This window comes from Brevibacterium pityocampae, from assembly GCF_039541555.1.
GTDB lineage: Bacteria > Actinomycetota > Actinomycetes > Actinomycetales > Brevibacteriaceae > Brevibacterium > Brevibacterium pityocampae.
In genome coordinates this window covers 38,342-52,438 of sequence record NZ_BAABGL010000008.1, presented here as the reverse complement: position 1 = coordinate 52,438, position 14,097 = coordinate 38,342, and the positions used below count along the sequence as shown (strand labels likewise).

The 14,097-nt window shown below is 70.7% G+C and carries 11 protein-coding genes; 2 read left to right on the top strand and 9 right to left on the bottom strand.

Annotated elements, in window-relative coordinates:
• Window positions 1-159: 159 nt before the first annotated feature.
• Window positions 160-1,308 (bottom strand): DUF4192 family protein, encoded by a 1,149-nt coding sequence (locus ABD883_RS08030; protein WP_345031262.1) that lies wholly within the window; start codon window positions 1,306-1,308, stop codon window positions 160-162.
• Between the two features lie 158 nt (window positions 1,309-1,466).
• On the opposite strand from ABD883_RS08030, the gene ABD883_RS08025 reads away from it, so the two are divergent.
• Complete coding sequence (locus tag ABD883_RS08025; protein WP_345031259.1) at window positions 1,467-2,276, top strand: spermidine synthase; 810 nt, start codon at window positions 1,467-1,469, stop codon at window positions 2,274-2,276.
• Between the two features lie 143 nt (window positions 2,277-2,419).
• A complete protein-coding gene (locus ABD883_RS08020; RefSeq protein WP_345031256.1) occupies window positions 2,420-4,633 on the top strand; it encodes a HelD family protein in 2,214 nt (737 codons plus the stop codon).
• A gap of 257 nt (window positions 4,634-4,890) precedes the next feature.
• Here the strand turns inward: ABD883_RS08020 and nrdR are convergent, their stop codons facing one another.
• The 8 genes from nrdR to ABD883_RS07980 all read right to left on the bottom strand — a co-directional run bounded on the left by nrdR (window position 4,891) and on the right by ABD883_RS07980 (window position 13,948).
• Complete coding sequence (nrdR, locus tag ABD883_RS08015) at window positions 4,891-5,400, bottom strand: transcriptional regulator NrdR (RefSeq protein ID WP_137319944.1); 510 nt, start codon at window positions 5,398-5,400, stop codon at window positions 4,891-4,893.
• Entirely contained in the window at window positions 5,400-6,728 is a 1,329-nt protein-coding gene (gene hisD, locus ABD883_RS08010; protein WP_254668803.1) for a histidinol dehydrogenase, read from the bottom strand. Before hisD ends, nrdR begins: the two co-directional genes overlap by 1 nt.
• A 67-nt stretch (window positions 6,729-6,795) precedes the next feature.
• Window positions 6,796-10,329, bottom strand: a complete 3,534-nt coding sequence (gene dnaE / locus ABD883_RS08005; protein ID WP_425548427.1) for a DNA polymerase III subunit alpha — start codon at window positions 10,327-10,329, stop codon at window positions 6,796-6,798.
• 139 nt (window positions 10,330-10,468) lie between these two features.
• Entirely contained in the window at window positions 10,469-10,837 is a 369-nt protein-coding gene (locus tag ABD883_RS08000; RefSeq protein WP_345031250.1) for a hypothetical protein, read from the bottom strand.
• A 10-nt stretch (window positions 10,838-10,847) separates the two neighbouring features.
• Window positions 10,848-11,777, bottom strand: a complete 930-nt coding sequence (locus tag ABD883_RS07995) for an RluA family pseudouridine synthase (protein WP_345031247.1) — start codon at window positions 11,775-11,777, stop codon at window positions 10,848-10,850.
• The gene (locus ABD883_RS07990) at window positions 11,774-12,322 is read right to left on the bottom strand and encodes a signal peptidase II (protein ID WP_137319947.1); all 549 of its coding nucleotides are present in this window, start codon (window positions 12,320-12,322) and stop codon (window positions 11,774-11,776) included. Before ABD883_RS07990 ends, ABD883_RS07995 begins: the two co-directional genes overlap by 4 nt.
• Window positions 12,323-12,392: 70 nt before the next feature.
• Entirely contained in the window at window positions 12,393-12,971 is a 579-nt protein-coding gene (locus ABD883_RS07985) for an O-methyltransferase (protein ID WP_345031244.1), read from the bottom strand.
• Window positions 12,972-13,099: 128 nt separating this feature from the next.
• Complete coding sequence (locus ABD883_RS07980) at window positions 13,100-13,948, bottom strand: DivIVA domain-containing protein (RefSeq protein WP_345031241.1); 849 nt, start codon at window positions 13,946-13,948, stop codon at window positions 13,100-13,102.
• Window positions 13,949-14,097: the final 149 nt, after the last annotated feature.

Sequence of the window (14,097 nt, the reverse complement as noted above, 5' to 3'; positions counted from 1 at the left end):
TGTCAAGCACGTCGGTGCAGAACAGGCCCTGCACAGTCGTACGACTGGGTCAACACCCCATTCTCGCACGATATTCCGGCTCGGGCGAATCCCCATCGGCGGTTCGACGGACCGGCGGACACGCCGATCCCCGGATCCGCTCCGGACCCCCGTGTCCGCTCAGCGGCCCGAAGCGGCCATCCAGCGCGGCGGCAGCCCTCGCGTCACCGCGCCGTGGACGAGACCGGCGAGCGTGTAGTCGGGGTCGAGCGCAAGGGACCGGCAGGCGTAGTGGTCGGCGAAGGAGTTGCGCGCCCGGCCCCATTCCAACCAGGCGAGCATCGCGAGGACGGCCGGACGGCTCGCCTCGTCCACAGCCGGGACCAGACAGTCGAGGTAGGCGACCGAGTACGCGGTCCGCGCGAAGTCCGGGCGCTCCGGGGACAGTCCGATCATCGACTCCGCTGCTGCGGCCGAGCGCGCGATCGGCCGCGCCCAGGCCGCGAAGGTGCCCGGCTCCAGCGCCGCGAGGCGGGCAGGTGAGAAATCGGGGTGGTCGAAGCCGAGGATCATCTCGATGCAGTCCCTGCTCCACAGCTCGGCGCACATGAGTTCCATGCCGACGACCCCGCCCGGACTCAGCACCTCGGGCACCTGGGCGACCGTCGCACTCGGATCCTCGGCGAGGTCGAGCAGCGCACGGAGGTCCGCGAGCGCCGCGTCGTAGCGGGCGGCCGCCGACGGTGCGGACGCCCGGATCCTCGCGGCGCCGGTGAGCAGCTCGGGCGGCGGGACCGGGTGGGCGGTCGCCGCGGCGAAGTCCTCGGCATGGCTGCGCCCATCGGCGATAAGGCGCACAGCGACCTCGGTGTCGGTGGTCTCCGCCCGGCCGTAGAGCTCCTCGGGGTCGTCGAGGCTGCCGCAGAAGCCGCCGCCTGCCCACAGCGGGTCGGCGACCTCGTACCCGGCCTCGGCGAGCGCGGCACAGATGAGGAACACGGGGAGTCGGAAATGGTCGACGAGGAGCTCGCTCTCCGGTTCGCCGAGCAGACCGAGCGCGGTGGGCACCTCGGCGCTGAACAGGATCGGGAAGACCGCCGCGGCGCCCTCGGCGTGCTCGAGCGTGGAGACGACGCCGGCGAGGTCCTCGGCGTCGAGGTGCGCGGCCTCGGAGAACCCGAAGTCGAAGCGGACGGTGAGGCCGACCTCGCCGCGGTCGCCGCTGCGGCTGCCGGTGACGAGGACGAGGGAGTCCGTGGGCGTATAGCCCAGGATGTGGGGGACGATGCCGACGAGGTCGGTGGGCCGGGTGACGGTGTATGCACTCATGGGTGCAGTCCACTCCGCGCGGGCCGGCGGCACCATGCCGCGTGTCCGCCTGTGGATATCCGCCGCCGTGCCAGGCCGGTTGTGACCTGCGGACGCGCTCACCTGTGACCTGACGAGGCCCGTCCCTGTGACATCGGGCGACGCGTAGGGTGGAGGACATGGGGAGGAAACGCGCCGCACACACCGCCGCGGCCCGCGAAGTGCCGATCTCCACCGGGATCGCGCGTCTCGAGCCGGTGCCCGGGGAGCCGGATTCGTGGGTGCTGTTCGTCAACGGGGTCCCGAGCTCCTCGATCACCGTCGGCGACCCGTTGCGCCTCGATTTCGAATACCTCGACTGGATGTCCCGGGTTGTCGACACCGTCTTCGCACCGAGGACGACGCTGCGCGCCGTGCACATCGGCGCCGCGGGGTGCGCCCTGCCGCGATGGCTCGATGCCTCCCGGCCCGGCTCGCGCCAGACCGCGATCGACATCGACGCCGAGCTCGTGCGGCAGGTGCGGGAGTGGTTCGACCTGCCCCGCTCCCCCGCGCTCGCACTGCGGTGCGGCGACGGCGCCGAGGAGATCGCCACCTTTCGCGACTCCGCGGTGGGCCTCGTCGTGCGCGATGCCTTCGCCGGCGACACCACCCCGGCGGCACTCGCCGCTCCGGAGTTCTTCGCCGAGGTCGCCCGGGTCCTCGGCCCCGGCGGACTCTACCTCGCCAACATCGCCGACCGGCCCCCGCACGCCGCGCTCCGCGCGGAGCTCGGCGAGATGCGCAGCCATTTCACCCACCTCGCGCTCGTCGCCGACCCCGGGCAGCTCCGGGGCCGGCGCTACGGCAACGTCGTCGTCGCCGGGACGCAGGAGCCGATCGACGCCGTGGGCCTCGCGAAGGCCATGCGCCGCGGCCCCGCCGTGGCGTCCGTGCGCTGCGGGGACGCGCTCGACGCATTCATCGACCATGGATCGCGGGCCGGCTGAAACCCGCGGGCACCGGCTCCCACCTGGAACGCGACATGACAACGGGGTGTCCGGGCGAGGAACTCTTCTCACGATGCGAGCGCGTCGACACCGTCGACCCCCGGCGACCCGGCATAATTGATTGCCGATTGGAAAGGTGGACGGTGAGCGAACAGACAGAGATCGACCACGAGCAGCAGAACCTCGACGTGGTGTATGCGCGCCTCGACGAGCTGCGGGCCGAGGCGCAGGGGAAGCTCGGCTCGGTGCGCCGCTCCCATGTGGGCGGGCATCACCAGAACCGCTCGGAGCGCGACGCCTTCGCCACGCTCTACGAGGACCAGCTCATCCGGCTCACCAACGCCGAGGAGGGTCTGTGCTTCGGTCGGATCGACTCCGCGGCCGGGGAGACGACCTACATCGGCCGGATCGGCATCTCCGACAGCGACCGCCGCCAGCTGCTCATGGACTGGCGCGCCCCCGCCAGCGAGCCGTTCTACCGCGCCACTGCGGCCGACCCCGGCTCGATCGTGCGCCGCCGCCATATCGCCACGCGCCGCCGCACGGTGATCGGCGTCGAGGACGACGTGCTCGACCTCGACGCGCTCGATGACGCCGAGATCCGCTCGCTCCACGGCGAGGGCGCGCTCATCGCCACCCTCGATGCCCATCGCACCGGCCGGATGAGCGACATCGTCGCGACCATCCAGTCCGAGCAGGACTCCATCATCCGCAAGCCGCTGTCCGGTGTCGTCGTGGTCCAGGGCGGACCGGGCACCGGCAAGACGGCGGTCGCGCTGCACCGCGCCGCCTACCTCCTCTACCAGCACCGGGAGCGGATCGCGAAGTCCGGCGTCCTCCTCATCGGCCCCTCGCCGGTGTTCCTCAAGTACATCGAGCAGGTGCTGCCGTCCCTCGGGGAGACCGGCGCGGTGCTGCAGACCCCGGGCCAGCTCATGCCCGGCTTCGACCTGACGGCCCGCGATCGCCCCGCCGCAGCCGCCGTCAAGGGCGATCTGCGGATGGTGCAGGTCATCGCCCGGGCGGTGAAGAACTATCAACGTGTCCCGCAGGAGCCGCGCCGGCTGCAGGTGGGGCGCCACACCCTCACCCTGACCCCGGAGATGGTGCGCACCGCCCGCGAACGGGCACGGCGCACCGGATACCCGCACAACCGGGCGCGCACGACCTTCGTCTCCCAGGTGCTCCGGCAGCTCGCTCCGGCGCTCGCCGATTCCATGGGGATCTCCGCCGACGAGGAGCGCATGCCCGAACTCCTCGAGGAGCTGCGCGGCGCCGCGGATGTGCGCGTGGCGATCAACCTGTGCTGGCTGCCGCTCACCCCGCTCGGCGTCCTCGACGCGCTGCTGTCCAAGCCCCACAAGCTCGTCGCAGCCGCCCACGGCCTGCTCGACTACGAGGAGATGGCGCTGCTGCGCCGGTTCAAGGGCGCCTCGCCGACGGTCGACGACGTGCCGCTGCTCGACGAGATCGCCGAGCTCATCGGCGGCTGGGCGGAGTCCGCGTCGGCCCCGCGGGCCGACACCGAGTACGCCGAGGCGGTGATCGAGATGACCGGCACCCAGGGCATGGTCTCCGCCTCGGCTCTGGCCGAGCGCTACGACTCCCGCGACCCGCATCTCACCGTGGCCGAGCGCGCCGTCGAGGACCGCGAATGGACCTACGGGCACCTCGTCGTCGACGAGGCGCAGGAGCTCAGCCCGATGCAGCTGCGACTGCTGTTCCGCCGGGTGCCGAGCAAGTCGGCGACACTGGTGGGCGACCTCGCGCAGGCGAGCTCAGTCGATCCCGATCGCACCTGGGCCTCGATGCTCCAGCCGCACGTCGGCGACCGCTTCGCACTCGAGCAGCTGACCGTGTCGTACCGGACGCCGGGGCGCATCATGGTGCTCGCCAACCGGCTGCTGCGCGATTACTTCCCGGATCTCGCCGTGCCCTCGCCTGCCCGCGAGGGCACGTGGGAGCCGCAGATCGAGGTGCTCGGCGATGTCGCCGCGGTGTGCGCGGGACTGCCGGGCATGATCCGGGAGGAGCTCGCACTGCTCGGCGGCGGGCGGGTCGCGGTGATCGCGACGGCCGGGCACGGGGAGCTCATCGAGCACGCGCTGACCCAGGACGGCGGGGTGGACTTCGGACTCGGTCCCGCCGGCATCGACCACACCGTCGCGGTGCTCACCCCGTACGAGGCGAAGGGGCTCGAGTTCGACAGCGTCATCATCGTCGAGCCCGCCTCGATAGCCCCTGCCGGTGATCCCACGGGGATCGGCGAGCTCTACGTGGCCCTCACCCGGTCGACCTCGCGGCTGCGCGTCGTCGGGGCGGAGCCGTCCGTGCTCAGCCCGTACCTCACCCGCTGACCGCGGACGGGGCCTGCCGGGTCACCTGAGCGGGTACGTGGCCTGCCCGGTCACCCGGATCGCTGTCCCGTCCGCAGCGTGAGATTGCACGAAATTGCGGATCCGCTCTCAGGAACCTTCGGAAATAGAGGTTTGGGGGTGGGTGAATAGAGGCCGCCGACGGCGTCGGCTTCCCCTCCGATGCCGCCGGCGGCGGGCGCGCCTGAGCGCGCAGAACTCATCCTATACCGAGAACACTCGGATTCGACAGCTCGATTTCACGAGTTCTGCTCAGGAACCTCGGAGGGAGCGGTCCCCGCAGCGGCCCCGGCGGGTTCGGCATCGCGCTCGGCGCGCAGCGAGGCGATCGCGGCCTCGAAATCCTCGAGCGACTCGAAGCCCTGGTACACGCTCGCGAAGCGGAGGAACGCCACCTGGTCGAGCTCGCGCAGCGGCTCGAGGATCGCCAGCCCCACCTCGTCGGCGTCGATCTCCGCGATCCCGCGGCTGCGGATCTTTTCCTCGACCCGCTGGGCGAGCTTCGCGAGGTCGTCCTCCCCCACCGGGCGGCCCTGGCACGCCTTGCGCACACCGGAGATCACCTTCTGCCGGGAGAACTCCTCGGACACCCCGGAGCGCTTGATCACCGCGAGGCTCGTGTGCTCCATCGTGGTGAAGCGCCGCATGCAGTTGGGGCACTGGCGGCGCCGTCGGATCGACGAGCCGTCCTCCGAGGTGCGGGAGTCGACGACGCGGGAATCGGGGTGGCGGCAGAACGGGCAGTGCATCAGTTCTCCTCATCCGCGGCGAAGCGCAAGCTCACCGCGGCGCCGTGGGCGGGCAGGTCCTCGTCCGCGGCGAGCGCGACGATGTGGTCGGCGACGGCGGCGAGCGCCGGGGCCGGGTAGTCGATGACCTGGCTGCCCTTGAGGAAGGACTGGATGCCGAGCGCGGAGGCGTGGGCCGCGTTCCCCATCGTCGGCAGCACGTGGTTGGAGCCGGCGCAGTAGTCACCGAGCGCCACCGGCGAGTGGTCGCCGAGGAACACCGCTCCCCCGTTCGTCACACGCTCCGCGACGGCGCGGGGCTCGGCGACCATGAGCTGCACGTGCTCCCCGGCGTAGGCGTTGAGCACGGCGATGCCGGCATCGAGGTCCCGCACGAGCACGATCCCCGACTGCGGCCCGGCGAGCGCCTCGGCGATCCGCTCCCGGTGGGCGGCGGCGGGCACCTGCGCGGCGAGCTCGGCGGCGACCGCGTCGGCCAGCGCCTCCGAGGCGGTGACGAGCACGGAGGCCGCCTGCGGGTCGTGCTCGGCCTGGCTGATGAGGTCGGCGGCGACGAAGCGCGGGTCGGCGGTGTCGTCGGCGAGGACGATGATCTCCGTCGGACCGGCCACCGAGTCGATCCCGACCACCGAGCGGACGCTGGCCTTGGCGGCGGCGACGAAGGCGTTGCCCGGGCCGGTGATGAGGTCGACCGGTTCGAGCACCTCGCCGTCGTCGAACCCGTGGGCGAACGCGGCGACGGCCTGTGCGCCGCCCATCGCCCACACCTCCTCGACCCCGAGCATCGCGGCCGCGGCCATGACGGTGGGGTGCGGCAGCCCGGTGGACTGCGGCGGCGAAGCGATCGCGAGCGAGGCGACACCGGCGACCTGCGCCGGCACGACGTTCATCACCACGGTGGACGGGTACACCGCGAGCCCGCCGGGCACGTAGAGGCCCACCCGGTCGACCGGGAGCCAGCGGGTGGTCACGGTGCCGCCGCCGTCGAAGCTCGTCGTCACCGGGGGCCGGGCATCGGCGGCGGCGACTGCGCGCGTGCGACGGATAGTCTCCTCGAGCGCGGCGCGGATCCGCGGGTCGAGCTCGGCGGCGGCGCGGGTGAGCTCGGCGGCCGGCACGCGCACGGTGTCGAGCGCCACCCGGTCGAAGCGCTCGGTGTACTCGAGGACGGCGGAGCGGCCGTGCTCGCGGACGGCGGCGAGCAGCGGGCCGACGGCGGCGACTGCGTCGGACAGGTCGACCTGGGCCCGCGGGACAGAGGCGCGCAGGGTGCGGCGGTCGAGTGCGGAGTCGCGGAGGTCGAGGCGATTGATCGGTGAAGTGGTCACTACCCCAGTCTACGACTCGCTACCGGCTGGTCGCCGTTCGCGCTCGAGCCCACAGCGCTGGATCGGCTCACCCGAACATCGACGGGGAGGACACCTGCAGGCACTGGGCGCCGAGGAGCGCCTTGAGGTCGCCGAACAGGCTCGGCCCCGGGGTCACCCGCACGCTCGCATCGAGCTTCATGACGATGCTGCGGCCGGGCTGGGTGAGGCTGAGCCGGACCTCGGTGGGCCCGGAGTTCGCGCGCAGGATCTCCCCGAGCTGCTCGACGAGCTCCGGGGTGCACCGCTGCACCGGCATGGTGATGTGGAGCGGCCGGTCCGCGGGGTCGGTGACGTCGGGGATCGTCATCGACTGCGCCATGAGGGAGGCCGGGCGGTCGTCGGAGCGCCGGATCCGTCCCGTCACGGTGACGACGAGGTCGGTCGCGAGCAGCGTCGCCACGGGCTCGTAGACGTCGCCGAAGAACATCACCTCGACGCTCGCCTCGAGGTCCTCGACGGTGACGATGCCGTAGGGCTTGCCGGAGTTCTTCGACACCCGGCGCTGCACCTGCGTAATCATCCCGCACACCTTCACCGAGGAGCCCTCCGGCCGGGTGTTCTCCGGGTCGACGATCTCCGCGATCGATGCCTCCGCCTCGCTCTGCAGGACGCCCTCGAGCCCGTTGAGCGGGTGGTCGGAGACGTAGAGGCCGATCATCTCCCGCTCGAACGCGAGCTTCTCCTTCTTCTCCCACTCCGTGCGGTCGGGGATCGAGACGGAGAAGCTCGTCTCGCTCGCATCGTCGCCGCCGAGCCCGGCGAACAGGTCGAACTGGCCCGCGGCCTCCTGCCGCTTGACGCCGATGACGGAGTCGACGGCCTCCTCGTGCACCTCGACGAGCGAGCGGCGGGTGTGCCCGAGCGAGTCGAACGCGCCGGACTTGATGAGCGATTCGATCGTGCGCTTGTTGCACACGTGGCTGGGCACCTTGTCGAGGAAGTCGGTGAAGGAGGTGAAGGCGCCCTTGTCCTGGCGCGCCTCGACGATGCCGTCGACCACGTTCGCCCCGACGTTGCGCACCGCGCCCATCCCGAACCGGATGTCGGTGCCGACCGGGGTGAAGTTCTGCGCGGATTCGTTGACGTCCGGCGGCAGCACGGTGATCCGCATCCGGCGGCACTCGCCGAGGTAGATCGCGAGCTTGTCCTTGTTGTCCCCGACCGAGGTCAGCAGGGCGGCCATGTACTCCGCCGGGTAGTGCGCCTTGAGGTAGGCGGTCCAGTAGGAGATCACGCCGTAGGCCGCGGAGTGGGCCTTGTTGAACGCGTAGTCGGAGAACGGCAGCAGGATGTCCCACAGCGCCTGCGCCGCGGCCTCGGAGAAGCCGCGCTCCTTCATCCCCTCGAAGAAGCCGACCTGCTGCTTGTCGAGCTCGGACTTCTTCTTCTTGCCCATCGCGCGGCGCAGGATGTCGGCCTGGCCGAGCGAGTATCCCGCGACCTTCTGCGCGATCGCCATCACCTGCTCCTGGTAGATGATGAGGCCGTAGGTCGTGTCGAGGATGTCGCGCAGCGGCTCCTCGAGCTCGGGGTGGATGGGCGTGATCGGCTGCTGGTCGTTCTTGCGCAGCGCGTAGTTCGTGTGCGACTGGGCGCCCATCGGGCCGGGCCGGTAGAGCGCGAGGGTCGCGGAGATGTCCTCGAAGTTGTCCGGCTGCATGAGGCGCAGCAGCCCCTGCAGGCCGGCGCCGTCGAGCTGGAACACCCCGAGCGTGTCGCCGCGGGCCAGCAGCTTGTAGGACTCCGCGTCGTCGAGCGCGAGCTGCTCGAGGTCGAGGTGGAAGTCGCGGTTGAGCTCGATGTTCGCGATCGCGTCGGAGATGATCGTGAGGTTGCGCAGGCCCAGGAAGTCCATCTTGATGAGCCCCAGGCCCTCGCTCGTGGGGTAGTCGAACTGGGTGATGACCTGGCCGTCCTGGAAGCGGCGCATGATCGGGATCACGTCGATGATCGGCTCCGAGGACATGATGACGCCCGCGGCGTGCACGCCCCACTGCCGCTTGAGCCCCTCGAGTCCCTTGGCGGTGGTGAAAGTCTCCTGCGCGTCCGGGTCGGAGGCGACGAACTCGCGGAACTCCCCGGCCTCGCCGTAGCGCTTGGCCTGCGGGTCCTCGATGTCGGCCAGCGGGATGTCCTTGGCCATGACCGGCGGCGGCAGCGCCTTGGTGAGCCGCTCCCCCAGCGAGAACGGCTTGCCGAGCACGCGGGCGGAGTCCTTGAGCGCCTGCTTGGTCTTGATCGTGCCGTAGGTCACGATCATCGCGACGTACTCGCTGCCGTACTTGCGGGTGACGTACTCGATGACCTCGCCGCGGCGACGATCATCGAAGTCGACGTCGAAGTCGGGCATGGAGACGCGCTCGGGATTGAGGAAGCGCTCGAAGATCAGGCCGTGCTCGAGCGGGTCGAGGTCGGTGATGCGCATCGCGTAGGCGACCATCGAGCCGGCGCCGGAGCCGCGGCCCGGGCCCACCCGGATGCCGTTGTCCTTCGACCAGTTGATGAAGTCGGCGACGACGAGGAAGTAGCCGGGGAAGCCCATCGAGATGATGACCTCGAGCTCGTAGTCCGCCTGTTTGCGCACCTCGTCGGGGATCCCGCCGGGATACCGGTAGTGGAGGCCCTTGTCGACCTCCTTGATGAGCCAGGAGGTCTCGTCCTCGCCCGGCGGGCAGGGGAACTTCGGCATGTAGTTCGCCGAGGTGTCGAAGGACACCGCGCAGCGCTCGGCGATCTCGAGGGTGTTGTCGCAGGCCTCGGGCATCTCCTTGAACAGGGCGCGCATCTCCGCCGGCGACTTGAGGTAGTAGCCGGATCCGGAGAACGCGAAGCGGCTGCCGCCCTGGTCGTAGGTCGGCTCGATGAGCTTGGAGCCGGACTGGATCGCGAGCAGCGCCTCGTGCGCCTTCGCATCCGATTCGTGCGTGTAGTGGAGGTCGTTCGTCGCGACGAGCGGGAGATCGAGCTCCTTCGCCAGCCGCAGCAGGTCCTTGATGACCCGGCGCTCGATGGACAGCCCGTGGTCCATGATCTCGCAGTAGTAGTTGCCGGCGCCGAAGATGTCCTTGTACTCCGAGGCCGCGCGCAGCGCCTCGTCGTACTGGCCCAGGCGCAGGCGCGTCTGCACCTCGCTCGAGGGGCACCCGGTGGTGGCGATGAGGCCGCTCGCGTGGTTCTCGATGAGCTCCCGGTCGAGGCGGGGCCACTTGCCGAACGCGGAGTCGAGCGAGGCCACCGAGGACGCCCGGAACAGGTTCTGCATGCCGGTGTTGTTCTCCGCCAGCAACGTCATGTGGGTGTAGGCGCCGCCGCCGGACACGTCGTCGCCGCGCTGGCTCTCGTCGGTCCGCCACTTGACGCGGGTCTTGTCCCCGCGTGCCGTCCCGGGGGTGACGTAGGCCTCGACGCCGATGATCGGCTTGACCCCGGCGCTCGTCGCCTGGCTCCAGAAGTCGAACGCGCCGAACAGGTACCCATGGTCGGTGGTGGCGATGGCGGGCATCCCCATCTCCTTGGTCGCCGCCATGAGATCGCCCACGCGGGCCGCTCCGTCGAGCATCGAGTACTCGGTGTGCACGTGCAGATGTACGAAGCTGTCGCTGCTCACGGATCCCTCTTCCCGGCCTCGGATTGTGCTCGTCCCAGGGTACCGCCGATCACGGACACGGGGGTGCTCCCGACTCCCCTGCGCGGTCCGTTCAGCGGACGATCGCGCGCACCTCGTCGCCCGTTCCCGGGCGCCAGGCGACCGGGTGCTCGGTGCCGGGGGCGAATCGTGATCTCTGCCACCGGGCGAGGTGCTTGATCTCCCAGCCGCGGAACGTGCGGCCGTCGGGGAGCCGGACGTCGTAGACGATGAGGTGCTCGTAGGCCTCGTTGCTGATCCGCCCCCGGAAGGTCTGCTCGGTCACGGTGCCGTGGGCCACCGGCGCCCCGACGAAGGCGGGGTCGAGGCGCCGCTCGCGGTGCCGGCGCAGCATCACACCGAGGACCGCGAGGCCGGCGACCGCGGCGAGGAACAGACCGCCGATGACGACGACGAGGCCGATCGCGAACAGCCGGTCCACGGGCGCCCCGTCAGCCCTGGGCGCGGCGCAGGCGGTCGAGCGCGGTCTGCAGATCCTCGGGATAGCTGCTCTCGAACTCGACGAACTCCCCGGTCTCCGGATGGGTGAAGCCGAGCCGCACCGCGTGCAGCCACTGGCGCTCGAGTCCGAGCTTGCCGGCGAGCACGGGGTCCGCGCCGTAGGGCAGGTCCCCGGCGCAGGGGTGCTTGGTGGCGGCCATGTGGACGCGGATCTGGTGGGTCCGGCCGGTCTCGAGCCGGACCTCGAGCAGAGTCGCCGAGCGGTAGGCCTCGAGGACCTCGTAGTGGGTGACGGCGTGCTTGCCGTCGGTGAGCACGGCGTAGAGCCCGTCGCGGCGCGGGTTCCGGCCGATCGGCGCCTCGATCGTGCCGACGACCGGGTCCGGCAGGCCCTGCACGAGCGCGTGGTAGGTCTTGGCCACGGTGCGCTCCTTGAACGCCCGCTTGAGCACCGAGTAGGCGTGCTCGCCCTTGGCGACCACCATGACGCCCGAGGTGCCGACGTCGAGGCGGTGGACGATCCCCTGCCGCTCGGCCGCGCCCGAGGTGGCGATGTCGTAGCCGGCGGCCGCGAGCCCGCCGATCACCGTCGGGCCCTTCCAGCCGGCGGCGGCGTGGGCGGCGACCCCGACGGGCTTGTCGACGACGACGAAGGCATCGTCGTCGTAGATCACGCGCATCCCCTCGACGGGTTCGGCGACGATCTCCAGCGGTTTCGCCGGCTCCGGCATGACGATGTCGATGCGGGCCCCGGCGCTCACCCGTTCGGACTTCCCGACGACCGTGCCGTCGACGTGGACGTCACCGGCGGCGGCGATCGCCGCGGCGGCGGAGCGCGACAGCCCGAGCATCCGGCTCAGGGCGGTGTCGACCCGCTCCCCCTCGAGGCCCTCGGGCACGAACATCGAACGCTGGGTCACACCTGCTCCTTCGTCTGGTCGTCGGCGGCCGGACCGGAGGCGGTGTCGAGCGTGCCGTCGAGGCCGATGCCGCGCAGGGTGGTGAGCACGATGACGACGGCGGCGGCCGAGATCGCGATGTCTGCGATGTTGCAGATGAAGAGCGAGAGGTCGATGAAGTCGACGACGGCGCCGTGGAAGAATCCCGGCGGCCGGAACAGGCGGTCGAGGAGGTTGCCGGTGAGACCGCCGAGGAGGAGGCCGAGGCCGCAGCTCCAGGCGCGCGAGCCCAGCCGCCGACTGGCGAACAGGATCCCGACGAGCACGATGATCGCGATGACGGCGAAGATCCACGTCGAGTTCGCGCCCATCCCGAACGCCGCTCCCGGGTTGCGGTAGAAGGTGAAGCCGGCGAGCTCGCCGATCACGGGGATCGAGGGCCGGCCCTCGAGCGTCGCGATCGCGATCTGCTTGGTGACCTGGTCGAGCACGATGACGGCGGCGGCGATCGCGAACAGCGTTCCGACGAGGAGCCCTCTCCTGCCGGTGGGGGGTGCGGTGCTCACGGCCGTGGGGTCTCCTCGGGTCGGGCGGCGATCGATTCGGCTCCCCAGTCTAGCGGCCGAACCGCCCTGGCTAGTACTCGGCGGAGCGCTGGGCGAGGAGCAGACCCTTGCCGACGGCGAGCATGAGCACAGCGAACCCGGGCGTCTCGCGCAGGGCGGCTGCGAAGTCGGCGGTCTCGTGCTCGTGGGAGATGACGTTGTCGACGACGAGCAGCCCGTCGAGCAGCCGCAGGATCTGCGGCAGGTAGTCGAGGTAGGCCGTGCGATCCGAATCGAGGAAGATCAGGTCGAAGGAGCCGTGGATCGCGGCGAGCTCCTCCCCCGCGTCGCCGACCCGCTGCTCGATCTGCGCCTCGAGGCCGACCTCGGCGAAGTGCCCGGCGGCCTCTGCGGCCCGCCCGGGGTGGTTGTCGATGGTGAGGATCCGCCCGCCGGGCGGCAGCGCCTGGGCGATCCACATCGTCGAGTACCCGTTCGAGGTGCCGACCTCGAGCACGTTCTCCGCACGCAGGCCGCAGACCAGGTCGGCGAGCAGGCGGGCCGAGGCCGGCTCGAGGTTGCGGTAGCGGCTCTCATGCGCTTCGACCCGGGAATCGTGGTCCCGGGACCGGGCGAGGACCGCGGCGCTGAAATCGTGGAAGTCGACCATGGTCCCACCCTAGGCTCCCGCGCCCGGCTTGGGAACAGTGCCGGACCGCACCGGGGAACAGCGGACGGCGTCGGCGAGCCGTGCTCGCCGACGCCGTCGCGTCGCTGCTGACCGAACCGGGGTGCGGCTCAGATCGAGTGCTGCGGGGAATTCCCGAGCTTGTTGCCGCCCAGCGTCTCCGGAGCCAGGGACCCGGAGTTCTCGAGCTCGCGCAGCTGATCGCCGAGGTAGCTCTTGAGACGGGTGCGGTACTGACGCTCGAAGTTCTGCAGGCCGTCGATCTCGCGCTCGAGGTTGGCCTTCTCGGTCTCGAGGTGACGCAGGGTGTCGTCGCGCTTCTTCTCCGCGTCTCCGACGATCTCCTGAGCCTTCTTCTCCGCGTCGGCGATGAGGCGGTCACGGGTGCGCTCGCCCTCGGCGAGGTGCTCGTCGTGGAGGCGCTGCGCCAGCGCGATGAGGCCGTGGGCGTCCTGCTCGGATCCACCGGACGTGGCAACTGCACCGGCGGCGGCGGGCCGAGCAGCACCTGCGGACGAATCCGGCTCCGGTGCGGGAGCGGCGGGCTTGGGCTCCTCGACGGGTGCTGGCTGCTGCTGGGCCGGGGCGGACGCCTGCGGCGCCGGTCCCTGCGGCGCGACGAGCGGCGAGGCCTGCGTCTGCGACTTGGGCTCGGGGCGCTCCTCGGCCTTGGGCTCGTTGCCGGGCACGGCTGCGGGCATCGCCTGGGTGGCCTGCGGGTCGACGGCCGGCTCCGGCTTCGAGTTCGAGGCCGGCGCGGATCCGCCCTGCGACAGTTCGTTGACGCGCTGCTCGGCGGCCGACAGCTTCTGACGGAGCTCGTCGTTCTCCTGGTAGAGACGGCGGAACTCGACGACGACCTCGTCGAGGAAATCGTCGACCTCGTCCTGGTCGTACCCGTCGCGGAACTTCACGTGCTGGAACCGCTTGTTTACTACGTCTTCAGGCGTAAGCGCCATGAGGCCACCTTCGGTCGACAATGATGTTCTTTACAAGTCTGTTATACAACAGGCAACAGGGCAACTGTATCCCATGCCCCGCAGTGTTGTCGTGTTCAGCGGCTTTCCGCATCGGAACGCCGTGGGCGAAGACCCGTGTTTCGGTCACG